Source organism: Sphingomonas paeninsulae, from assembly GCF_003660165.1.
Taxonomy (GTDB): Bacteria; Pseudomonadota; Alphaproteobacteria; order Sphingomonadales; family Sphingomonadaceae; genus Sphingomonas_O; species Sphingomonas_O paeninsulae.
The window spans coordinates 474,237-495,855 of sequence record NZ_CP032828.1; the positions used below are offsets into that span (position 1 = coordinate 474,237).

A 21,619-nucleotide genomic window follows, 5' to 3' on the forward strand; every position below is an offset into this window, starting at 1 on the left:
CCTCATGAACGGGCAAACAGTTGCGGATTGCGGGCGAGTGTAAACACGCGGTGATGCGAATTGGGATAGCGCATCGAAACCTGACTGGCGCTGTCGAGCGCGGCCACTTCATCCGGCGACAGCGACCAGTTCGCAGCGGCAAGATTATCGGCAAGCTGTTCGTTGCTGCGCGCACCGATCAACACGGTTGAGACGCCCGGCCGTGCGAGCAGCCAGTTGAGCGCGACCTGACTGGGCGAAGCACCGTCATGGGCCGCGGCGATTTCCAGCAGCGTATCGACAACCTTCGCCCCCAATGGCGTGTCATACGCTTTCAGGCGACCGCTCAGCACGAGCCGCATGGCCGTGTCGGCATCCGCGCCACCACGGAACTTGCCCGACAGGAACCCTTGCGCAAGCGGACTCCAGATCAGCGCGCCGACACCCTGATCGACGCCGCAGGGGAGCAATTCGTCCTCTGCATCGCGGACCATCAGCGAATATTGGATCTGCTGCCCAATGAAGCGTTCGGTGCCAAGCTGCTGGGCGGTCGCGCTGGCCTTCATCAATTGCCAGCCGGCATAGTTGGAACAGCCGATATAGCGCACCTTGCCCGCGGTCACGAGATCGTCGAGCGCGCGCATCGTTTCCTCGATCGGCACCAGCGCGTCGAAACTATGGACCTGATACAAGTCGATCCAGTCGGTGCCGAGGCGTTTCAGGCTGGCGTCGCAGGCTTCGATAAGATGGCGTCGCGACAGGCCGGTGTCATGCGCATTGCGGCCCATGCGGCCGAATGCCTTGGTCGCGACAACGACGTCCTTGCGGCGATTACCCAATGCTTCGCCAAGGATTTCCTCGGAACGCCCGGCCGCATAAACGTCGGCGGTGTCGAAAAGATTGACCCCGGCGTCGAGGCAGATGTCGATTTGCCATCGTGCGTCGTCGCCCCGCGTCGCGCCAACGCCCCCGAACACCCCTTCGCCGTCGCTGAAGGTCATTGTGCCAAAACCAAAGACCGAGACTTCGAGCCCGCTTTTGCCTAAATACCGCATTTCCATCGTTGCCGCTCCTTGATAGTCCGCTAGGTTATATAACTATGTCATTGACCGCTTGATCGAAGGCGTCAACGCGAAAGGGATAAAATGGAGCTGCCGAAACTGTTGCTGATGAGCCGGGCACTCGAAAAAATGGTCAGGCCGCCGGAATCGGAATTTGAACTGGTGCGGCTCGATGCGACCAGGGATCGCGATGGATTTCTGGCCGCAAACGGCGGCGGCATCGAAATGGTCCTGACATCGGGCACCGAACGGCTCGACGCGGCGCGGCTGGCTCTGTTGCCTGATCTGAAGCTGATCGCTGCGGTTGCGGCGGGTACGTCAGAGATTGATCTGGACGTGGCGGCGGCGCGCGGCATCGCGGTGACGAATGCGGGCGACCTCAACTCCGCCGATGTTGCCGATTTTGCGATCACATTGATGTTCGCACACGTTCGCGATGTGATCGGTCATGATCGCTATGTGCGCGAAGACCGATGGCCGACGGCGCGAATGGCGCCGGGGCGCTCGATCGCGGCGCAGCGCGTCGGGATTGTCGGACTGGGCCATATCGGACACGCGATTGCCACGCGGCTGGCGCCGTTCGGTGCCGAAATCGCGTGGTGGGGTCCGCGCGCCAAGCCCGATATCGCATGGCCCCGGATTGAATCGCTGAATGAACTGGCCGAATGGTCGACGGTGCTGATCGTCGCTGCGCGCGGCGACGACAGCTCGCGCGGGTTGATATCGGTCGATGTCATAAAGGCGCTTGGCCCGGACGGGTTGATCGTCAACGTGTCACGCGGGTTCGTGGTCGATGAGGCCGCGATGATCGCCGCGTTGAAGGACGGCTCACTGGGCGGCGCGGCGCTCGACGTATTTGAACATGAACCGATCAAGGGCTCGGATTGGGCCGATGTGCCCAACGTCCTGATGGCACCGCACGTCGCGGGTGCCACGCAGGAATCGTTCAGCGCGGTCTTTGCCGGTGCGCTCGACAACCTGCGCCGTTATGTGGCGGGTAAGCCACTGTTACGGCGGGTGGTTTAATGTCGGGCGTGGGGCTCCTCAGAGTATTGCTGGAACCGGCACCTCGAAATCGAGCAATTGTTGCGCTTTGCCCTTGGCGAGCGGATCGAGGCGGAGGCTGGCGAACTGCCCGCCGCCGAGCGCGTCGAGGAAGTGCAGGTTGATCGCGTTAAGGCCCGGCACTTCGTAACGCAGTACCGCTGGATTGCGCGCCCCTTCGAATTCGTGCGCGAAAAACGCGCGCATCGCCGCTTCGGTCAGCGCAGCGCGGATATAGGGCAAATACTCAGGACGTCGCGCGATTACGCCGATGTTGAACGCATCGCCCTTGTCACCCGACCGCGCCCAGGCGAGTTCGATCAGCGGCACGGTGCGCGGCTGCTGTCCTTCCGCACTGTCACCCGGCGCGGGGCGAACGGTGACGGATGGATCGAAGCATTTGGGCGGCGCGGGGGTGGCAATCGTCTCGGTTGTGTCCAGTGTAACGGTGACTGGCACCTCGTTACGGTCGATTAAGCACGAAAAAACGCGCATTACCGGCGTGACTTGCGCCCTTCCACCGAACCAGCCGGTGGTTCCCGCCGACATCGACGTCGTTGGGGAATCGAATTCGCGCAGAAAATATTTAAACGCTTGCGGGTCGTCATGCTCGACGGCCACCTTGCAAATCACCTCTCGACTGTCCTGCGCACGGGCGTTGGCACCATAACTCGACTCCGCACCGAGTATCTCGATCCGCTTGGCACGAAACGGAGCAAGGTTCCGCTCGCGCAACATTTCCTCAACGCGGGTAAGCACTGCATCGCCCTGCCGCTGCGCCTTGCGCGCCGCCTCCCGACCAACGACCGGCATGAAGCCCATGCAGCGCTGGCCGTCGGTGTGGGTGATCGAAACCTTGTAACTGCCACTCGGTGGATAGCCAATCGCGCCGGTCACGCGGACGCGATTTTCGCCGGTCTGCTCGACCTTCACCTGCGTGAAATCGCAGACGACGTCGGGCAGCATATAGGCTTGGGGTCGCCGACTTCGTAGAGGATCTGTTCGGCGACAACTGCGCAGGATACCAGCCCGCCAGTCCCTTTCGGCTTGCAGACGGTAAAGCTGCCATCCGCCACGCATTCGACGATGGGATAACCGATGTGCGCCCAGTCGGGCACGTCCTCCCAATCGGTGAACAGGCCGCCCGACCCCTGCGCACCACATTCGATGACATGTCCGGCGAGCGAACCTGCGGATAGCTTGTCATAGTCGTCAGGCGTCCAGCTGAACTCGTGGATCAGCGCGCCGAGCGTCAGTGCGGAATCGACCACGCGACCGGTGATGACGACGTCGGCCCCCAGCGCGAGTGCCCGTGCGATCGGCGTCGCGCCGAGATAGGCATTGGCGGTGACGATCGTGTTCCGGGGCGGAAAAGAGAGCCCTGTATAAAGTTCGCTTTGATCGGAAAGTTCATCGATCCGTTCGAGCAGTTCGTCGCCCTCGACCACCGCGATGCGAAAGCTGACGCCGGCTTCGGCAGCAAGCGCGGCCATGCAAGCGGCACAGGCGCGCGGGTTTACGCCACCGGCATTGGTGACGACTTTCGTGCCCGTTTCCTTTAAAGCGCGCAGATTATCCTTCCACACCCACTCAGTGAAATCATTGGCGAATCCGAGGTCGGGACGGCGGCGGCGCATTTCGCCAAGCACCGACATCGTCGCTTCGGCAAGATAGTCGAGGATGATATAATCGACCCCGGCGGCGATCAGTTGCGCCGGGGCAACCGATGAGTCGCCGTAAAAGGCACACGCGCCACCGATCCTGATTGTCTTTGCCATGATGTGATCCTCTCTCGATCCGATTATCGCGTTTATTGACTTGGTAAACCAGGTTGTCGAGGATAACGGTAGAAAAAAGAGAGGATGAGAAATTGCCTGACTTTGATCTCATTATCCGCGGCGGAACCGTTCACGATGGTGACGGTGGCGCAGCGCGTGTTGCCGATGTGGCTGTGCGGAACGGTTTGATCGCGGTCATTGGTGAAGTCACCGGAACGGCCACAGAAGAGATTAATGCGCGCGGACGGATCGTGACGCCGGGCTTCATCGACGTCCACACCCACTATGACGGTCAGGCAATGTGGGAAAATACGCTCACGCCATCCTCCGGTCATGGCGTGACGAGTGTGGTGATGGGTAATTGCGGCGTCGGTTTCGCGCCATGTCGTCCGGGCCAGCGCGACATGCTCGTTGCGGTGATGGAAGGTGTCGAGGATGTGCCAGAGGTCGTGATGACCGCAGGCCTGCCGTGGAACTGGGAAACGTTCCCGGAATATCTCGATGCACTGGCGGCGCGTGAACTCGATATCGACGTCGCTGCGCAACTGCCGCATTCTGCATTGCGCGTTTATGTAATGGGCGAACGCGCAGCAACCAGCGAGCCGCCGACGGCGGACGATCTGGCCAGGATGCGCGCGCTGACCGCCGAGGCAATTACCGCTGGGGCGATCGGTGTCACCACTTCGCGCAATCTGATGCACCGGACCAAGGCGGGGGATCTCGCACCCAGCCTGTTTTCCGAAGAGGACGAACTTGGTGCGCTGGCCGGTGGACTGAGCGATGCAGGGGCGGGCGTGCTCCAGATTATTCCCCGTATCATGGGCGACGCGGGCGATGAAATCGCGTTGATACGGCGACTGGCCGGGGTTGCCGGACGACCTACCTCTTATTCGCTGTTGCAGATGCCAGCGGGGCCAGAGGATGCGTGGCGGATCTATCTGCGTGAAACGGCAAATGCCGTTGCCGCAGGTCTGACGATCCGTGCGCAGGTCGCGCCGCGTCCGGTCGGGATGTTTTACGGGCTTAACCTGAGTTTCCACCCGTTCTCATTACACCCCAGCTTTAAGGCGATCGCGGAATTGCCGCTTGCCGAGAAGGTGGCGAAGATGCGCGATCCTGAATTCCGTGCGAAATTGCTCGCCGAAGAGCCAGAAGACACCAATCCCGTGTTCCTGAAGACTGTGGAAGCGGCGCGCTTTGCTTATGAGATGAGCGACCCGCCGGTCTATAATCCGGACCGCGCCGACCGGCTCGATGTCCGTGCCACGGCGGCAGGCGTGTCGTTCGAGAACTATGTCTATGACCTGCTGCTGAAGAACGACGGCCACGCGCTGCTGTATCAGGCGGGCGCGAACTATCGGGATTCGAATTACGATGCGGTGGGCGAGATGCTGGCGGATGCCAACACCATTGTCGGTCTTGCCGATGGCGGCGCGCATTATGGCATGATCTGCGATGCGAGTTTTCCCACTTACGTCCTGCAATATTGGGCGCGCGATGCCGACGCCGCCGTCCGCATTCCATTGCCCGAAGCGGTCGCGGCGCTGACGAGTGCTCCCGCGGATACCGTGGGTTTTGCGGATCGCGGACGGCTGCGACCCGGTTACAAGGCGGACCTCAACGTGATCGATTTCGACGCGCTTCGGCTCCACTCGCCGACAGTCGCGCACGATCTTCCTGCAGGCGGGCGTCGTTTGCGACAGGTCGCGGACGGTTATGTCGCAACGATTGTGTCTGGCGTCGTCACCTATCGAAACGGTGCTGCGACCGGCGCGTTGCCGGGACGGCTGGTTCGGCAGCAGGATGCGGTTTTGAGGAAAACAGTGGCATGAAAATCGATGGGGTTGTTGCCGTAACGGGCGCGGGTGGTGGCCTTGGCCTTGGCTTTATCACCGAAGCGGCGCGGCGCGGTTATCGCTGCCTCGCGCTGATCCTTGATGAAAGTCAGCGTGCCGATGTGGCGACGGCGACGGCTGGCCTGTCTGGTGCGGTCGAAATCCAGATCCTCGATGTGACGAAGCCGGGTGATTTTGCGTTTCCGGCCGACCTCGATGTGCTGGTCAACAATGCGGGCATCCGCCTGAAAAACCTGCCGATAGAGCATCTGCCGCTCGATGAGTGGCGGCTTTACATGGAGATTAATTTCTTCGGTGCGGTCGAACTGACGAAGCGAGCTATTCCGGTGATGCGGGCGCGGGGCAAGGGCCTGATCGTCAACATCAATTCGGGTTCGCTCTACAGCCCGATCCCGTTCCTTGGGCCGTATCGCGCCACTAAGGGCGCGATGATGGCATTTACCGAGACGTTGCGCTGCGAAGTTGAGCAGTTCGGCATTGGTGTGCTCGAAATTCTGCCGGGCGCGGTGCGTACTGGCATCAACAAGGAATCGGTTACGGTCCGCGTCGCCCATGCGGTTGAATATCCCGATTACGCTCCGATGGCCGAGCGGCAGCACGCGATGTACAAGGACACCGACTTCAGGATTTGGGAGATCGAAGACGCCGCGAAGTTCATCGTCGATGCGATGGAGGACAATGGCGGCCGAATGCGGCATGGCAGCGATCCCGGCAGCGATGCAAGCGCCGTTTCCGGGTGGCGCCCCAATGGCGGCGAACAACAAATTGCACCTTTTATTGCCCGACTGACCCCGGAGAAAACCACGTGAACGCACCGACCCGAATTTTACCCGAACTGACACCTGAAAATACGCCATTCTGGGCTGGCGGCGAACGCGGCGAACTCATGATCGTGCATTGCGATGCCTGCGACCACGCGATCCATCCGCCTGAACTGATCTGCCCGGTCTGTCTGTCGCGCAACGTCACCCCGCGCGCCGCTTCTGGCACGGGGATTATCCATAGCTACACGGTCAACCATCAGGCGTGGTTGCCCAATCTGCCGGTGCCTTATGTGCTGGCAGTCGTTGATCTCGACGGTGAACCCGGCGTTCGGCTGACCGCGGAATTGCTCGACGTGGAACCGGACAGCGTTGGAATCGGACAGAAGGTGAAAGTCTCTTTCCTGCCTGTCGAAGACGTCTGGATTCCCCAGTTTCACCGTCTCGCTGCCTGACTTTCAAGGAACTTTCGTGACTCCATATGAAGACATTGCCGTCGGTCGCACGGGCCGGATCGGCACGCTGACGCTCAATCGCCCGGAAAAAGGCAACACGCTGCGCCCGCAGACGCTTGCAGAAATCTGTCGCGGGATGGACGAGTTGACGGAGGATGCGGACGTCGCGGTTATTGTCATCGCTGCGGCGGGAAAGCATTTCTGCGCGGGTGCCGATTTCAGTTTTCTCGATGAACTGACGCGAATGCCCGCCAGCGACATCAAAGCGCAGATTTATGCGCATTTTCAGGGTGCGGCGAAACGCATCTACCATTGTCCCAAACCGACGGTCGCGCTGGTTCAGGGTGCTGCCGTTACCGTCGGATGCGAACTGGCGCTGGCGTGCGATTTTCGGATCGTTTCGGACAATGCCTTTTTCCAGGAAAGCTGGATAAAGCTTGGCATCATGCCACCGCTCGGTGGGCTGTTCCTGTTGCCGCGACTGGTCGGTCTGGGTCGGGCGTCGCAGATGGTGCTGCTCGGGCAGGCTGTAAAGGCGACCGAGGCAGAGCGGATCGGACTGGCTGGCGAGGTTGTCGCGTTCGACGATCTTCAGGATCGCGGCATGGCGTTTGCAGGCGAACTCGCGGCGATTGCACCGCTGGCCTACGCCTCGGTCAAGGAGGCGCTGCACCGCGGACTGGAAACCTCGATGGAGGCCGAATGGTCGTCCAACGTGCTCAATCAGGCGATTTTGCTGGGCACCGACGATTTCAAGGAAGGGCTTGAGGCAGTGAAGAGCAAACGAGCCCCCGTCTTTAGCGGCCGATAGGGAGCGACATGACCGACACCGTTCTTTGTACGATCGCAGATGGCTTGTGCCGGATCACACTGAACCGGCCCGACAAGCTCAATGCGCTCGGTTTCGGGATGTTTCAGGAGATCGACGCGCATCTCGACCGGATCGATACGGACGAGATCGGCTGTATCCTGCTTTCAGGTGCAGGCCGCAGCTTTTGTGCCGGGCATGATCTCGACGACATTGCCGGTGGTAGCGAGGGGCCTGCGGTCAGCCGTTTTGAAACCGGCGTGGTCGAACGGCTGGCGACGATGCCGATGCCCGTGGTCGCCCAGATTCAGGGGCATTGCCTGACCGGCGGCCTCGAACTGGCGCTGGCCGCCGACATCATCATCGCGGGTGAGGGGGCGAAGTTTGCCGACACCCATGCGAAATGGGATCTGGTGCCGATCTGGGGTCTGTCACAGCGCCTGCCGCGTCGGGTCGGCGCTGCGAAAGCAGACGAGATGGTCTATGCCTCGCGCACCTATAATGGCACGCAGGCAGCGGCGCTTGGACTCGCAAACTTTTGCGTGCCCGACAGCGAATTGGTTGCCGAAGCCGAACGGTTTTGCGCCGATATTCTCGCCAATAGCTGGCGTGCGGTACGCGCGATGAAGGCGTTGCGCCGCGAAACCGACGGCATGTCACTCGCGGCCGGAATTGCCTGGGAACTTCACCACACCGCCGGTCGCGGACCGGAAATGGACGAGCGGCTCGCTCGCATGCGCAAGAAAGGTTGATCGAATGAAGATTTTTGTAATCGGAGGCACTGGCCTCATCGGTGGTCACGCCGCACGGGCAATGGTCGCCGCAGGGCATGACGTATCGAGCCTCGCGCGCTCGGGCGAAGCGGCGGCAAAGCTGACCGCGTGGGGCATAACCCCGATCGCCGGTGATGCCGAAGACCGGGACGCCATCGCCAGGGGTATCGAAGGTGCGGAAACGACCGTCTTTGCACCTGCACTCGGGGATGCAGAGACGGTGCTGGTCGACTGGATGATGGAACATATGGCCGGTCGCCAAAAGAGCCTGATCTTCTGTTCGGGCACCGGCGTTCTGGGCCAGCGCACCGGTGGGGCGTGGAGCGAAGACACGTTTGCAGCGTCGGATGACTTCGTGTCGTCACGGGCGTTGAACGGCCGGTTTGAACTGGAGGGCCGTGTTCGTTCGGCGTCGTCGCGCGGTCTCGTGCGTGGGATCGTGATCCGTCCGCCTGCGGTTTGGACGCACGACGTGCCGCATTCGCTGGTAACCGGCGTGCTGGATTCTGTGCGCAAGACGGGAACAGCCTGTTACGTCGGACAGGGCCTCAACATGTATTCGCACGTCCATGCCGAAGATCTGGGAGAGGTTTTCCGTCATGTCGCGGAAAGCGGGAAGGATGGCTCCGTCTATCACGCCGTTGCCGGGGAAGTTCCCAATCGCTGGATCGCCGAAACCGTCTCGCGCCTGACCGGCGCACCGACGCGGAGCGTGACGATGGATGAGGCGATCGAGCTATGGGGCAAATTCGCCGCGCTGATCGTGTTCGGTGTCTCCAGCCGGTCACGCAGCCCGCAGACCCGTAAGGAATTCGGCTGGGAGCCGAAGCATAATGATATGTTGGCCGCGGGCGAGGAGTCGCTGAAAAAGATGCTCCAGGAATCGGCGCTCTGAACTAACCCTGTTCTTCCAGCATTCTGAGCGCCGCGCGCCGGTCGAGCTTGTTGGTCGCCGTCAATGGCAAGGTGTCGGCGATCACCAGCTTGCGCGGAATTTTGTACGACGACAGCAACGGCCGTGCGTCCGCCAGTACGGTTTCGCGGTTCAGCACGATGCCTTCGCGCGGGACGAGCAGCGCCCCGACGATCTGGCCGCGCACGGAGTCCGGTACGCCAAGGACATGGGCCTCGGCGATGCCGGGCAGCGTCAAAAGCGCCGCCTCAACCTCGGCCGGAGAGACGTTTGCGCCTGCCGTTTTGATCATCGCGTCGCGGCGGCCGTGGAAAAACAAATGCTCATCGCGGATCGAGCAAATATCACCCGTTGCGAACCAGCCGTCGGGATCGAATGTGTCGGCGCGTTCTCGTCCGACATAGCCGAGCATCAGCGTATCGCCGCGCACGTGCAGTTCGCCCGGCTCGCCCTCGCCAAGCAGTGCGCCGGTTTCGGAATCGACGATGCGGTGTTCCATGCCTGGCGCCAGTAAGCCCATCGCGCCACAATGATCGTCGTCGATCGTCGCCATTGCAATGCTGTGGGGACCAGCCGTTTCGGTCATTCCCATCGCAAAGCCAAAGCCGTTCGGGTTGCGGGGGTGTCGTTCGGATGGGATCATCGCCAGCACGCTGCCTGCACGCATGGCGCTCCAGTCGCGGGTGCCGAACGTCGGATCATCGGCGATCTGACGTGCAAGGTGCGGCCACACTTGCAGGGTCGTGCAGCGCTCGCGCTCAATCACGTCGAGGATTGCGCTGCCGTTCTTAGCAGAGCTGATAACTGCGCCACCGGTCTGCATGATCGTCAGCAAGGACGTTATGAGTCCGCCGACCCAAAACATCGGTGACGCGACAAACAGCCGGTCGGCATCGCGATACGGCATCGATGCCGACCAGCGCCGCGACGACCGCAGGAAAGTACCGTGACTGTGGAGGACGCCCTTGGGTTCGGAAGTTGAGCCGGAAGTGTAGATTATGGCCAGCGTATCGGCAGGAACGACCAGAGCCTCAGCCGCTGCGGTAAGTGTCTCCTTTGGAGTAGTCGGCAATTCTTCCGCGATAGACAGTGCCCATGCGGCCTGCCCGCGCCATAGCCAGACCTGACGGAGATGAGGAACGTCGGTCGAGCCTATAACCGGTCCCGATGCCCCGAGCATCGTTTCGATACGCTTGATAAAGTTGGTGCCGAGATAAGCGTCGGTCGAGATCAACAGTGAAAAGCCAGCACTGCGAAATATGCGTGCCAGTTCGGGTGGACTCGACAGCGTGCTGACTGGAACCGCAACTGCGCCAATACGCCCAAGAGCAAAGAAAGTGACCAGAAAATCAGCGCCGTTTGGCAGCAACATACCCACCCGCGTGCCACGCCCGACACCGGCGGTGAGCAACATTGCGGCAAACGCCGCCGACCGCGCATCAACCTCTGCATAGGTAATGCGCGCTTCGTCTATCACGAGCAGATCACGGTCGGCATGAGTCGCTACGTTCCATGCGAGCAGGGCAGGCAAGGTCGCCGGCACGGGCGCGGTTTTCGGCCAGTCGAGATGCGCGGTCGCCATGGTGGTCATATCTTGCCTTATTTTCTCGCTACCTATTAAGCGATGTTGACATGGACGGTCGCTGCGAACAACGAACCTGAGAAATTAAACAGCAGGACGGGTCCAGATGACACAGGCACAAAGCAGCGAAAGCGGTTACTCGCAACGCGCGATCGAAATCGCGGCGAAGGTCGAGGCGTTCGTGCGCGACGTAGTAGTGCCTTATGAAACCGATACCCGGCGCGACAGCCACGGCGGTCCGCTCGATTCACTGATCGACGAGATGAAGGAACTGGCGCGGGCCGCGGGTGTCCTGACCCCGCATATCCTTCCCGACGGCAGCCATTTGAACCAGCGCGACACCGCACTGGTCCTGCGCAAATCGGGGCTGTCGATTCTTGGCCCGCTGGCCGTCAACACGACCGCCCCGGACGAAGGCAATATGTACCTGCTTGGCCATGTTGGCAGTCCTGAGATCAAGGAGCGCTTCCTGAAGCCGCTGGTCGAGGGCAAATGCCGCAGCGCCTTTTTCATGACGGAGCCAGATGGCGGCGCGGGCTCCGACCCCTCTATGATGAAGACGACCTGCCGGATGGATGGCAACCATTGGGTGATCAACGGCAAGAAGCGTTTTATCACCGGCGCGGACGGTGCCAAGATTGGCATCATCATGGCGAAGTCCGAAGCGGCCGACGGCACGGGCGGTGCCTGCATGTTCCTGGTCGATCTGCCCGATCCCGCGGTGCAGATCACGCGCGTGCCACACACGATCGACAGCGGATTGCCGGGGGGCCATGCCGAAATCACGATCGACAATTTGCGCGTTCCCGCCGACCAGATGCTCGGCCAGAGCGGCGAGGGTTTCAAATACGCACAGATCCGCCTCAGCCCGGCGCGTCTGTCGCACTGCATGCGCTGGCATGGTGCTGCGGTGCGCGCCAACGAGATTGCGACCGACTATGTCTGTCGGCGTCAGGCGTTCGGCAAACTGCTGATCGACCACGAAGGCGTCGGGTTCCAGCTTGCCGATAATCTGATCGACCTGAAACAGTCCGAACTGATGATCGACTGGTGCGCCGACGTGCTCGACTCCGGCGAACTTGGCACGGCGGAAAGCTCGATTGCGAAAGTTTCGGTGTCCGAGGCGCTTAGCCGCGTTGCCGATCGCTGCGTGCAAGTGATGGGCGGGACTGGCGTGACTGGCGATACGATGGTGGAGCATTTCTACCGCGAGATCCGTGCATTCCGGATTTATGACGGCCCAACCGAAGTTCACAAGTGGAGCCTTGCCAAGAAAATCAAGCGCGACTGGATGAAGGCTCATCCGGCACCCGCAGCATGAGCGGCTTTGAGATCGAGACGCAGACTGGCACCAGCGAGGTTCGCGAAAAACACCGCTTCGACGTTGCGAAACTCGAAGCGTGGATGGCAGCGAACGTGGACGGTTTTGCTGGCCCATTGAAGGTCGAACAGTTCAAGGGCGGACAGTCCAACCCGACCTACAAACTGGTTACGCCAGCGCGCCATTATGTCATGCGTCGCAAGCCGCCGGGCACGTTGGTCGCGGGTGCCCATGCCGTCGACCGCGAGGCGCGTGTTCTGTCGGCGCTCGAAGGCTCGGGCGTGCCGGTTGCCCATATCTATGGCCTGTGCATCGATGAGAGCGTGATTGGTACCTGGTTCTTCATCATGGACATGGTCGAGGGGCGGATTTTCTGGGACGCGACTTTCCCACAAGTTTCACGCGATGAGCGGCCGGCCTATTTTGATGCGATGAATGCGGCGATCGCGGCGCTGCACAAGGTCGATCCAGTGGCGGTTGGCCTTGGCGATTATGGCAAGCCGGGTAATTACTTCGCGCGGCAGATCGCTCGCTGGAGCCGGACTTATCTCGAGGATGCCGATGCGGGTCGCGATCCCAATCTTGACCGGTTGATCGAATGGCTGCCGACTGCCATTCCCGAAGGCGACGAAACCCGCATCGTCCACGGTGATTTCCGTTCAGACAACATGATTTTCCATTCGACCGAGCCGCGCATCGCCGCCGTGCTCGACTGGGAATTGTCGACACTCGGTCATCCGCTCGCCGACTTTGCCTATCATGCGATGATGTACCGGATGCCGCCGCTGATCGTGCCGGGGCTTGCGGGTGCCGATCTTGCCGCGCTCAATATCCCGAGCGAGCAGGACTATGTTGCCGCCTATTGCGCGCGGACCGATCGCGACGCGCTGCCGGGTTATGATTTCGCGGTGGCGTTCAATTTCTTTCGCTTTGCCGCGATCATCCACGGCATCAAGGGTCGCGTGATCCGTGGGACTGCCGCCAATGCCGAAGCTCAGGCGAGGGCCGATGCGTTGCCCGCGTTGACTGCCATCGCGTGGGAACAGGCGCGGCGGGCAGGGGCGCCCGCCTAACCAGCGCCTAACCGTTAAAAGCGAGGCGCAAACCGGGTTCGGCCCATCGTGTCCGTGCCAGTCGGCCGCTGATCGACAGGGTAATATAGGCGTCGCGCATATCGCCGCCGCCGAAGGCGATGTTGGTGACATAGCTGTCGTCGAACGGCAAAGTGCTGACCCGACCTTCGGGGGTAACGGTCGAGATGCCGCCTTCGTAAAGCGTGCCGACGCAGATGTTGCCCGCTGCCGTGACTGCGAGACTGTCGAGGCCGACCATCCCCGGAACTGTCGCGACAAGACGCCGGGACGAGCGGTCCGTCGCATTGGCATCGAACGCATAAACCCGTGCCTGAAAGGTATCTGCGACGTAAACCGTCGTGCCGTCGGGTGAGAAACCGACCCCGTTAAATCCCACCGCATGATCGTACACGCGCTTTATGGCCGAACCGTCGGGCCGGCAGCGAAACAGCCCGCTTGCCTCTGTGATGCGGTCGTATCGCTTGCCGAGGTCGGTAAACCAGAGTTCGCCGTCGGCTGCGAAAACAAGGTCGTTCGGCGCGCTGAGCGGGATGCCATCGCATGTGTCGAAAACGCGCTCCATGCGCCCGGTTCCCAGATCGACGCGTTCGATCCGGCCCTCGCAGCCCGGACCGACAGCGTTGCCGTTGAACTGCGCATTCAACCCTCCGCTGTTGCAGACATAAAGCGCGCCGTCGGGTCCGATCGCCGCGCCATTGGGACCGCCGCCGATGTCCGCCACGGTTTCCTTGCGGCCATCCCAGCAGCGCGTTATCCGACCCGCCGCAAGTTCGACGACGATCACCGATCCGTCGGCCATTACGACTGGCCCTTCGGGAAAAGCGAGGCCGTCTGCGACAATTTCTACCGACATCACATTCTCTCCTGAATTGCCCGTTTAACGGATCTCGTATTTCTTTGGCTTGCCCATGATATCGAAGCGATCGACCTGTGCTGTACCAATCGGATTACCGATCTGGCAATATTTCAGACCAACCTGAAGCGCCATCGTGCGTGGCAGGTCGAGTGATTCCCAGATTGCGCGGACCGTACCCTGTGTCGCGGCGGGAGGCTTGGCGGCAATGGTGCGGGCGAGTTCATCGGCCCGCGCCCAAAGCTGATCCAGCGGCAGAACTTCCGAAACCAGACCCATGCGCAGCGCGCTGGCTGCCGAGATGCGTTCGTCGTTACCGAGCAATGCCATGCGCAGGACATCGCCGAGCGGCATACGATAGGTCGCTCCGATCGGCTCGAGAGCAGCAGTCAGGCCGTACGTGACGTGTGGATCGAAAAAGGTCGCGTCCTCCGATGCGATGATGATGTCCGATTCATTGATCCAGTAGAATGCGCCGCCCGCCGCCATGCCGTGTACGGCGGTAATGACCGGTTTCCAGCAGCGATTGGCTTTCGGTCCGAGCTTGTCGCCGGGGTCTTCGGCAGTCCACACGTTGTCGTGCATGATTTCCTGGCCGGGTTCGCGCGTCAGCTTGACATCGGCGCCGGTCGAAAAGGCACGACCCGGTGCCGCCCGCAGGACGACAGCGTGCACGGAGTCATCCTCGGCGATATCCTTCCAGAGAAACTCGAATTCCTCTAGCATAGTTTTCGTGAAGGAATTCAAAGCGTCCGGGCGGTTTATCGTGACCGTGGCGACGTGTCCGGATTTATCTACGATTATAGTTTCGAATTGCACTGTCAGCCCCTTTAACTAGGTTATATAACCATACGGACGACGCCAGAGGGAAGCAACCTTGCACCCTTTGGATGGAGTGGGTAATTTTATGATTTATAACGGGGGACGCCAGGTGGACGAGACGAGCGTAAACGCCGCAAACACAAAGCAGCCGACGACGCGTGAGGAGTATCTGACGCGACAGGCTATCCGGGTTCCAAAGACGGCAGAGGTGGTTGCGGATCATATTCGCAGGCGGATCATTCGCGGCGAATTGAAGGAGGGTGATTTCCTTCCGCCCGAGGGGCAGTTGATGGCGACACTCGGCATATCGCGGCCGACGCTGCGCGAATCGTTCCGCATTCTCGAGGCGGAAATGCTGATCAGCGTCGTTCGGGGCTCGCGGACCGGCGCGCGCGTTCACCAGCCACGCGTCGAAAGCGTTTCGCGCTATGCTGGCTTCGTGTTGGCCGCGCAGGGCACGACGATCGCCGACATCTATGAAGCGCGTCTGGCGATCGAGCCTTATATCGCGCGTCGTCTGGCGGAAAAGCAGGTTCCCGGCGCGACCGATCGGCTGCGTGCCGAGGCCGAGCGTCTGACTGGCTTTGTCGAGAGTGCTCGTTACGTCGACTTCATGATCGGCCTTGCGGAATTCCACCGGCTGCTCGTGGAATTGGGCGGCAACCACACTTTGCTGTTCGTGATCGCGATCCTGCAGGATGTGGTGGAACATTATCAGGTCACATCGCTGACGCGTCGGGGTATGCCTGAAGACCTTCAGCGGAAACGTTCGTTGTGGGGCATCCGGTCATATCGGAAACTGATCGAGCTGATCGATGCAGGTGACGCAGACGGAGCCGAAGCACATTGGCGTTTGCACGTCATTAATTCGAATAAATCCTGGCTCGACACGGGCAATGGCGAGCGCCTGCTCGACATTCTGGAATAAACTCTCCGTCGAACGGGTTTGAAAAAGGGGGTCGCAGAATGTCTGCGGCCCCCTTTCCCGTTATTCTGCCGGCTCGACCAGATCTTCAACCTCGATCCGACCGTCGGCATTGCGGACGTGATCGAACATCTTGGTGATGTCGCCCGAGGTGACGACACGGCGCGTTTCACCGGGAGCCAGCGGGGCCGGTCCGCCGTAGGAAACGGCTTCGGTGCTGACATGGCCTGCCAGCTTGCGCAACGCGGCCGCCGTACAGTTTTCACGACCACCCATCATCCCGAACGCATCGAAATTATAGATACGTAACGCGTTGCCGTGGGTGACCTTGTCGATCTGTTCACGTGACAAATGCTTCACCGATTCCAGCAACATCGACGCGGAATCCGGCCAGACGGTATCGGAATGCGGATAGTCGCACTCATAGGCGACATTATCCTCGCCGATCGCGTCCAGATTACGAAGCCCGAAATCATCTTCGATGAAGCAGGTGAGGAAATGTTCGCGAAACACCTCGCTTGGCATTTTCTTGCCGAAGTCGGTGTAGGTCCACGCCTTGTGATGGCGATAGGTGAAGTCGGCCCGTTCGATGAAATAGGGAATCCAGCCGATGCCGCCTTCCGAAAGCGCGATCTTCAGCGTCGGATATTTCTGCAACGCCTTCAGATACAGCCAGTCGGCGGCCGAATTGACGATAGAGATCGGCATCGTGACGATCCACGCGTCGATCGGTGAATCCATCGAAGCATGTGGTGCGGCGGCTCCCGAACCGATGTGGATGTTGATGATGACGTTGTTCTCGGCACACACTTTCCACAGCGGGTCCCAATGGGCGTCGTGGATGCTGGGCTGGCCGCGAAGCGAGGGGTTGTCCGAGAAGGAAATGGCGTGGCAACCCTTGGCGACGACGCGTTTGATCTCTGCGACCGTGGCGTCGATATCCCAGTAAGGGATGATCGCATTGGGGATGTTGCGGCCCGGATAGGAGCCGCACCATTCGTCGATATGCCAGTCGTTATAGGCGCGCAGCAGGATCAGTGCATTGCCCATATCATTGAAATGGTGGAACAATTCTCCATCAAAGCGCACGACGCTCGGAAAATTGAGGGAGGAGAGGATGCCGTTGGCATTCATGTCCTCGATACGGGCGTGAATATCCCACGAGCCTTTCCGCATCTGGTCAAACGAGATCGGTTCGCAGCCATATTCCTCGCGCATACGACCGACGACCGCGTTCAGGCCGATGTTGCCCGCACGGCGCCCTTCGAACAGCCAGAAGTCGGCACCATCCTTGTCCTTCAGCACGCGCGGCTTGATGGCCTTGTGTTGCGCACTCAGATGCTGGTCGAACATCGTTGGAGGCTCGACGATATGATCGTCGACGCTCGCAATGATAAGGTCTTCCATCTTCATAACACTCTCCATTGTTCAATCCTGTAGAACTGATACAACGTCAGTTTATGCAGTTTGGATCCGGTTGCAAGGGATTATTGTTGGCCTCAGCAGACTCCCGACTATTCGCGCGCCAACAGAAAGCAGCCCGCCAGCGGCCCACCGGCGGTTGATAATGCCGCAACACGTGGATCGCCCTTGACCTGCCGGGCGTCGCCGCGACCCCATAATTGGGTACACGCCTCATGAACCTGTCCATAGGCGTGCATTCGTCCCGCCGAGAGCGCGCCGCCATTGGTGTTGATCGGCAATTCGCCCTCCAGCGCGATGCGGCTGCCATCGCCGATAAAGTCGCCAGCTTCGAACCGTTTGCAAAAGCCGAAATTCTCGAGCCAGTTGATCGTGTGATAACTGAAGCCGTCGTAGAGTTCTGCGACATCGACATCACCCGGAGTCAGGTCGGTGCGGTTCCACATCATCTCTGCGACCTTTGGCTGGCCCTGTGTCGCGAGTGCGTCGAGTTGGGTCCAGCTGTTGCGATAGCGCATGTTCGATCCCACCGCCTCGATCCGTGTCACCGGATTGGGCAGGTCGCGGGCGGCGTCGATATGACTGAGGATAATCGCGGTCGATCCGTCGATAGGAACGTCGCAATCGAATAGGCGGAGTGGGGTGGAGATGATCGGCGATGCGAAATAATCGTCCATCGTGATCGGGGTGCGATAGACCGCAGCCGGGTTCAGCCCGGCGTTGCGCCGACCATTGAGCGCGATCCGGGCGACCTGTTCGGGCTTGATGCCTGATTCATGGACATATCGCGCGAAATACAGCGCCTGCTGCGTCGAAGCGGCGTAGGTGTGATAGGGAGCATACCATTGAAACCCGCCGCGTACCCGTTGGCCCGGCACGTTCAGCGCATTGGCGAATGCGGTCTTGCGCGCGGTCGCTTCGTACATGGTCCGAAATATCAGGACGTGCCGCGCCAGCCCTGCCGAAATCGCACCGATCGCGTTGAAGATCGCGCCGAATTGCCCAGCCGTTTCCGAACAGTTCGAATACCAGTTCACCTCGATCCGCAGCGCATCCTGAAGCGCGGGAATGCCGACATCCGAAAAGCCGGACCCGTCGGATCGGTCGCCGGGCCAGGTCGCCATACCATCGATATCGCTGCGTTTCAGGCCGGCGTCGGCGATGGCCTGCATGGCCGCGTCGATGGACAGACCCAGCGCCGACTTGTCCGCCCCGCGAGAGATTTTCGACTGGCCGATCCCGGTGATTGCGGTCTGTTTTTCAGGATAGTTCATTTGCCCGACTCCACAGGGGCGAACAGAGGCACCCACAAATCCTCATTTTGTTCGAAGCGGACCTGAACCTTCATGCCGATAAAGACCGTTTCAGGCGCGCAATCGACGATGTTGGTGGCGAGCAGCACATCTGCCTGCTCGTCGAGCGCGACCAGTGCGAGCACATAGGGCACCGGCAGATCGGGCATCCACTGTTTGTGATTTACCGTGCAACTGATGATCGACGCGCGCCCGGACACCGCGTGCGGCGCGGTATCGCGGCTTTCGCAGACCGGGCAAAAACCGGTCGGTGGATGGATCAGATAAGCACAGCCATTGCACCGCTCGATAAGCAGTTGTCCGTTTGCGCCTCCGGTCCAATATGCGGCACTGTCGCGATCGGTGACGGGCAGGGGGCGGGGGACGCTCATACGATATCCTTCAGTTGGGCAAGCAAGGTCTCTGCAACGGCCTGCGGTCGTGTCTGCATAAGCTGGTGGCCGGCGTCGATCCGGCTGATTTCGGACGCGCCAAGGCGTGCGGCGAAGCGTTCCTGCCACGGCGGTGTCAGGATCTGGTCGCGCAATGCGATCACATAATGTGTGGGGATATCGCGGACGGCTTCACATCCCCATACTGTATCTGTCGTGGCGCACGCTGACGGCCAGTCGTCACCACCGAGCTTTGCCAGAAATGCCGATTGCGCAGCCGGCTTCATGTCGTTGCAGAACATTGTTGAAAACATTGCTTCGGGCGAAGTTGTTTCGCGGTCGAAGGGCCAGCCGACCTGATCCTCATGCTCGCCCTGTCGGCCCGTGCCCAGCATGGCCGCCAGCGTCTGACCTTCGGCAGGCACCGAACAGGCGAGATAGGCGATCTTTGCCACGCGTCCACGTTGCGCAGCGGCAAGGCGGGGCAAGACGGTTCCTGCCTGCGAATGTCCGACCAGCATCAGCCGGGATGCGTTGACGGCCCCTAAATCCGCAGTGAGTTCGGTCACGACATCGGCAAGAGCCAGCGATTCCACGTTGCGCCCGCTCTTTATGCCGCATCCCGGCACGTCGAGCGCCACCATTTCGGGCGCGCGCGCACCGGCCTGTTGCTTTATAGCAGCGCGAACCTCATCCCAGACCCAGCTGCCCTGTTTCCCGCCATGCAGGAACGCGATCGCGACGTCGTTCGTCATTCTGATCCTCAACCCACTTGCACTTTGTGCTGTATTACCTAGTGAACTACCAACGATTTAGGGTCAATGGCGACCACGGGAGAACGGACATGACCGAAGGTACGGATACCGGACCTGTAGTGCTGGTGGAAAATGAAGGCGGTGTGCGGATTATCACGCTCAATCGCCCCGACCGGCTGAACGCGCTGAACGAAACGATCATGGCATCGCTTGCCGACGCGGCAGCCGATGCGGCGCGCGATGGGTCGGTGGGGTGTGTCGTGGTGACAGGCGCTGGCCGTGGCTTTTGCGCAGGCGGCGACCTGAAAGGCGGAGCAATGAAACCGCAGCCAGCCAATCAGGACACCGGCGGGCGTACCGAACAGGGCTTCGCTCGTTTGCGTGGCTTCATGGAAACGTCGCGGCTGCTTCACGAAATGCCCAAACCCACGATTGCAATGATCAATGGTCCCGTTGCCGGGGCTGGGATCGGCATTGCGGGCGCGTGCGACCTGCGATTTGCCGGCGAATCCGCAAGTTTCCTGAGTGCCTTCGACCGGATCGGAGCCGGTGGCGATTTCGGGTCAAGCTGGTTCTGGTCGAAAATACTCGGCACCGGCGTCGCGCGCGAATTGTTCTTTCTTGGAGAAAAACTCGAGGCGCAGGCGGCGCTTGCCAAGGGCGTCTACACCCGCCTGTTCCCCGATGCGGACCTCCGCGCTGAGACGTTGAAGGCCGCGCATCGCCTCGCTGACGGACCGCGCATGGGCTATCGTTATATGAAGGCGAATCTCAATTTTGCCGAGGATGCGCAGTTCGAAGCGGCGCTCGATCACGAAGCGCTGAATATGGGATTATCCACGATAGCAACGGCGCAAATTTACAAGGCGACGCAGGAAGCAAAGGCGCAATAACCCAAAGGAAGGCGCTGTTTCGTGGCCGTTATCGCGGCGACACAAACAGCGCCTGATGACCGCGTGCGTACACGCCGTCACGATCCGAAAACACGCTGCTGACGATGCCCAGGCCGTTGCCCGCCGTGTCGGTCAGTGAATCGATCAGCAGCCATTCGCCGCGCGGCATCCGGCTGAAATGGATCGCGATATCGACATTGGCAAAAGTGAAACCCCGCACCGGCAATACGCTGCCGATGGCGCCGCCCATGTCCCCCATCATTGCGGAGCGGACCAGCGGTGAAAGCGGCGTGCCCGCGACCATTGCGATGTCGATCCGGACCCACATCGCGCCGGGGCCGGGATCGCGAGAACTCCCGTAAACGATGCGCCGTTGGATCGCATTGGCGAGCGCCGGGCTGCTCGGTGGCTTGGCACTCGGGAAACTCTCGGGCGGCGGATAAGCCAGCGGGCTTTCGATCGCGGGCGTTTCGGCAACCCGGACCAGTAAAGCGGTCGCGCGCCCCGATACGCGGCCTCCTGAAGAAAGTTCGGCCTCGACCAGCCGCAGGCGATTGCCTTCGCGCAATGTCCGAACCGCGACGGTGGTTTCCACGCGCGGCGCGGTGCCGAGTATGTCGATCGTCAGTCGCGCAATCGACATTTCGCCGCTGACGCCGTCGATCGCGTGCGCCAGCAGCCCGCCGATCGCCACACCGCTGAGATGCGCGCCATCCCACGGACTGGCCGCCGCCTCGGTCGGAATATAGCCGCCAGCCGAGGGGTGGAAATATGCTTCAGGCGTTGTACGGTCGTTGTTCAAGGCTGCTCTCGCGTTACACTATAGTCGGCTGGATCGTC

The 21,619-nt window shown here is 60.8% G+C and carries 21 protein-coding genes and 1 pseudogene; 11 read left to right on the top strand and 11 right to left on the bottom strand.

Annotation, left to right across the window (positions count from 1 at the left end):
- Window positions 1–2: 2 nt before the first annotated feature.
- Window positions 3–1,040, bottom strand: a complete 1,038-nt coding sequence (locus D3Y57_RS03465) for an aldo/keto reductase (protein WP_121151366.1) — start codon at window positions 1,038–1,040, stop codon at window positions 3–5.
- 84 nt (window positions 1,041–1,124) lie between these two features.
- On the opposite strand from D3Y57_RS03465, the gene D3Y57_RS03470 reads away from it, so the two are divergent.
- Complete coding sequence (locus D3Y57_RS03470; protein WP_121151367.1) at window positions 1,125–2,066, top strand: 2-hydroxyacid dehydrogenase; 942 nt, start codon at window positions 1,125–1,127, stop codon at window positions 2,064–2,066.
- Window positions 2,067–2,084: 18 nt separating this feature from the next.
- On the opposite strand, the gene D3Y57_RS21520 is transcribed toward D3Y57_RS03470, so the two are convergent.
- Window positions 2,085–2,579, bottom strand: a complete 495-nt coding sequence (locus D3Y57_RS21520; protein WP_430738997.1) for an AtuA-related protein — start codon at window positions 2,577–2,579, stop codon at window positions 2,085–2,087.
- Window positions 2,580–2,585: 6 nt separating this feature from the next.
- A pseudogene (locus D3Y57_RS21290) lies at window positions 2,586–3,862 on the bottom strand (acyclic terpene utilization AtuA family protein); the annotation flags it as partial.
- Between the two features lie 92 nt (window positions 3,863–3,954).
- Between D3Y57_RS21290 and D3Y57_RS03480 the strand changes: the two are divergent.
- From D3Y57_RS03480 to D3Y57_RS03505, 6 genes are read left to right on the top strand one after another with little or no spacing between them, the layout of a single operon-like run.
- Entirely contained in the window at window positions 3,955–5,694 is a 1,740-nt protein-coding gene (locus D3Y57_RS03480) for an N-acyl-D-amino-acid deacylase family protein (RefSeq protein WP_121151369.1), read from the top strand.
- The gene (locus tag D3Y57_RS03485; RefSeq protein WP_121151371.1) at window positions 5,691–6,527 is read left to right on the top strand and encodes an SDR family NAD(P)-dependent oxidoreductase; all 837 of its coding nucleotides are present in this window, start codon (window positions 5,691–5,693) and stop codon (window positions 6,525–6,527) included. The genes D3Y57_RS03480 and D3Y57_RS03485 overlap by 4 nt, the downstream gene beginning before the upstream one ends.
- The gene (locus tag D3Y57_RS03490) at window positions 6,524–6,934 is read left to right on the top strand and encodes a Zn-ribbon domain-containing OB-fold protein (RefSeq protein WP_121151373.1); all 411 of its coding nucleotides are present in this window, start codon (window positions 6,524–6,526) and stop codon (window positions 6,932–6,934) included. The genes D3Y57_RS03485 and D3Y57_RS03490 overlap by 4 nt, the downstream gene beginning before the upstream one ends.
- Before the next feature lie 16 nt (window positions 6,935–6,950).
- Complete coding sequence (locus D3Y57_RS03495; protein ID WP_121151375.1) at window positions 6,951–7,745, top strand: enoyl-CoA hydratase/isomerase family protein; 795 nt, start codon at window positions 6,951–6,953, stop codon at window positions 7,743–7,745.
- 8 nt (window positions 7,746–7,753) lie between these two features.
- Window positions 7,754–8,494 carry an enoyl-CoA hydratase/isomerase family protein gene (locus D3Y57_RS03500; RefSeq protein WP_121151377.1) on the top strand — a complete coding sequence of 247 codons (741 nt, stop codon included), beginning with the start codon at window positions 7,754–7,756 and terminating at the stop codon, window positions 8,492–8,494.
- Between the two features lie 4 nt (window positions 8,495–8,498).
- Window positions 8,499–9,410, top strand: coding sequence for an NmrA family NAD(P)-binding protein (locus D3Y57_RS03505; RefSeq protein WP_121151379.1), 912 nt, complete (start codon window positions 8,499–8,501; stop codon window positions 9,408–9,410).
- A 1-nt stretch (window position 9,411) separates the two neighbouring features.
- On the opposite strand, the gene D3Y57_RS03510 is transcribed toward D3Y57_RS03505, so the two are convergent.
- Window positions 9,412–11,019, bottom strand: coding sequence for a class I adenylate-forming enzyme family protein (locus D3Y57_RS03510; protein ID WP_121151381.1), 1,608 nt, complete (start codon window positions 11,017–11,019; stop codon window positions 9,412–9,414).
- Between the two features lie 97 nt (window positions 11,020–11,116).
- Here D3Y57_RS03510 and D3Y57_RS03515 point away from each other — a divergent pair, with 97 nt between their 5' ends.
- Together D3Y57_RS03515 and D3Y57_RS03520 are read left to right on the top strand one after the other, a co-directional pair.
- Window positions 11,117–12,331, top strand: coding sequence for an acyl-CoA dehydrogenase family protein (locus D3Y57_RS03515; RefSeq protein ID WP_121151383.1), 1,215 nt, complete (start codon window positions 11,117–11,119; stop codon window positions 12,329–12,331).
- Window positions 12,328–13,404, top strand: coding sequence for a phosphotransferase family protein (locus D3Y57_RS03520; protein ID WP_121151385.1), 1,077 nt, complete (start codon window positions 12,328–12,330; stop codon window positions 13,402–13,404). The genes D3Y57_RS03515 and D3Y57_RS03520 overlap by 4 nt, the downstream gene beginning before the upstream one ends.
- 7 nt (window positions 13,405–13,411) lie before the next feature.
- Here the strand turns inward: D3Y57_RS03520 and D3Y57_RS03525 are convergent, their stop codons facing one another.
- Window positions 13,412–14,278 carry an SMP-30/gluconolactonase/LRE family protein gene (locus D3Y57_RS03525; RefSeq protein WP_121151387.1) on the bottom strand — a complete coding sequence of 289 codons (867 nt, stop codon included), beginning with the start codon at window positions 14,276–14,278 and terminating at the stop codon, window positions 13,412–13,414.
- Window positions 14,279–14,302: 24 nt separating this feature from the next.
- Window positions 14,303–15,097, bottom strand: coding sequence for an enoyl-CoA hydratase/isomerase family protein (locus D3Y57_RS03530; protein WP_121151389.1), 795 nt, complete (start codon window positions 15,095–15,097; stop codon window positions 14,303–14,305).
- A gap of 88 nt (window positions 15,098–15,185) precedes the next feature.
- Between D3Y57_RS03530 and D3Y57_RS03535 the strand changes: the two genes are divergently transcribed.
- Entirely contained in the window at window positions 15,186–16,028 is an 843-nt protein-coding gene (locus D3Y57_RS03535; RefSeq protein WP_121151391.1) for a FadR/GntR family transcriptional regulator, read from the top strand.
- 60 nt (window positions 16,029–16,088) lie between these two features.
- Here the strand turns inward: D3Y57_RS03535 and D3Y57_RS03540 are convergent, their stop codons facing one another.
- The 4 genes from D3Y57_RS03540 to D3Y57_RS03555 form a co-directional block, all read right to left on the bottom strand.
- Window positions 16,089–17,438: an amidohydrolase family protein gene (locus D3Y57_RS03540; protein WP_121151393.1), complete on the bottom strand. Its 1,350-nt coding sequence runs from the start codon at window positions 17,436–17,438 to the stop codon at window positions 16,089–16,091.
- Window positions 17,439–17,539: 101 nt separating this feature from the next.
- Window positions 17,540–18,721, bottom strand: coding sequence for a thiolase family protein (locus D3Y57_RS03545; RefSeq protein ID WP_121151395.1), 1,182 nt, complete (start codon window positions 18,719–18,721; stop codon window positions 17,540–17,542).
- A complete protein-coding gene (locus D3Y57_RS03550) occupies window positions 18,718–19,131 on the bottom strand; it encodes a Zn-ribbon domain-containing OB-fold protein (RefSeq protein ID WP_121151397.1) in 414 nt (137 codons plus the stop codon). Before D3Y57_RS03550 ends, D3Y57_RS03545 begins: the two co-directional genes overlap by 4 nt.
- On the bottom strand, window positions 19,128–19,886 hold the full coding sequence (locus D3Y57_RS03555; RefSeq protein ID WP_121151399.1) for an alpha/beta fold hydrolase: 759 nt from the start codon (window positions 19,884–19,886) through the stop codon (window positions 19,128–19,130). The genes D3Y57_RS03550 and D3Y57_RS03555 overlap by 4 nt, the downstream gene beginning before the upstream one ends.
- Window positions 19,887–19,975: 89 nt before the next feature.
- Between D3Y57_RS03555 and D3Y57_RS03560 the strand changes: the two genes are divergently transcribed.
- The gene (locus D3Y57_RS03560) at window positions 19,976–20,779 is read left to right on the top strand and encodes an enoyl-CoA hydratase-related protein (protein ID WP_121151401.1); all 804 of its coding nucleotides are present in this window, start codon (window positions 19,976–19,978) and stop codon (window positions 20,777–20,779) included.
- 28 nt (window positions 20,780–20,807) lie between these two features.
- Here D3Y57_RS03560 and D3Y57_RS03565 read toward each other — a convergent pair whose 3' ends face one another.
- Window positions 20,808–21,581, bottom strand: coding sequence for a thioesterase family protein (locus tag D3Y57_RS03565; protein WP_121151404.1), 774 nt, complete (start codon window positions 21,579–21,581; stop codon window positions 20,808–20,810).
- Window positions 21,582–21,619 lie beyond the last annotated feature (38 nt).

Bases quoted from the DNA above. Each gene is read 5' to 3' on its own strand.
- D3Y57_RS03510 (WP_121151381.1), bottom strand. From the start codon at position 11,019: ATGACCACCATGGCGACCGCGCATCTCGACTGGCCGAAAACCGCGCCC.
- D3Y57_RS03520 (WP_121151385.1), top strand. From the start codon at position 12,328: ATGAGCGGCTTTGAGATCGAGACGCAGACTGGCACCAGCGAGGTTCGC.
- D3Y57_RS03470 (WP_121151367.1), top strand. From the start codon at position 1,125: ATGGAGCTGCCGAAACTGTTGCTGATGAGCCGGGCACTCGAAAAAATG.
- D3Y57_RS03500 (WP_121151377.1), top strand. From the start codon at position 7,754: ATGACCGACACCGTTCTTTGTACGATCGCAGATGGCTTGTGCCGGATC.
- D3Y57_RS03505 (WP_121151379.1), top strand. From the start codon at position 8,499: ATGAAGATTTTTGTAATCGGAGGCACTGGCCTCATCGGTGGTCACGCC.
- D3Y57_RS03525 (WP_121151387.1), bottom strand. From the start codon at position 14,278: ATGTCGGTAGAAATTGTCGCAGACGGCCTCGCTTTTCCCGAAGGGCCA.
- D3Y57_RS03515 (WP_121151383.1), top strand. From the start codon at position 11,117: ATGACACAGGCACAAAGCAGCGAAAGCGGTTACTCGCAACGCGCGATC.
- D3Y57_RS03465 (WP_121151366.1), bottom strand. From the start codon at position 1,040: ATGGAAATGCGGTATTTAGGCAAAAGCGGGCTCGAAGTCTCGGTCTTT.
- D3Y57_RS03485 (WP_121151371.1), top strand. From the start codon at position 5,691: ATGAAAATCGATGGGGTTGTTGCCGTAACGGGCGCGGGTGGTGGCCTT.
- D3Y57_RS03535 (WP_121151391.1), top strand. From the start codon at position 15,186: ATGATTTATAACGGGGGACGCCAGGTGGACGAGACGAGCGTAAACGCC.
- D3Y57_RS03560 (WP_121151401.1), top strand. From the start codon at position 19,976: ATGACCGAAGGTACGGATACCGGACCTGTAGTGCTGGTGGAAAATGAA.
- D3Y57_RS03540 (WP_121151393.1), bottom strand. From the start codon at position 17,438: ATGAAGATGGAAGACCTTATCATTGCGAGCGTCGACGATCATATCGTC.
- D3Y57_RS03545 (WP_121151395.1), bottom strand. From the start codon at position 18,721: ATGAACTATCCTGAAAAACAGACCGCAATCACCGGGATCGGCCAGTCG.
- D3Y57_RS03550 (WP_121151397.1), bottom strand. From the start codon at position 19,131: ATGAGCGTCCCCCGCCCCCTGCCCGTCACCGATCGCGACAGTGCCGCA.
- D3Y57_RS21520 (WP_430738997.1), bottom strand. From the start codon at position 2,579: ATGCGCGTTTTTTCGTGCTTAATCGACCGTAACGAGGTGCCAGTCACC.
- D3Y57_RS03555 (WP_121151399.1), bottom strand. From the start codon at position 19,886: ATGACGAACGACGTCGCGATCGCGTTCCTGCATGGCGGGAAACAGGGC.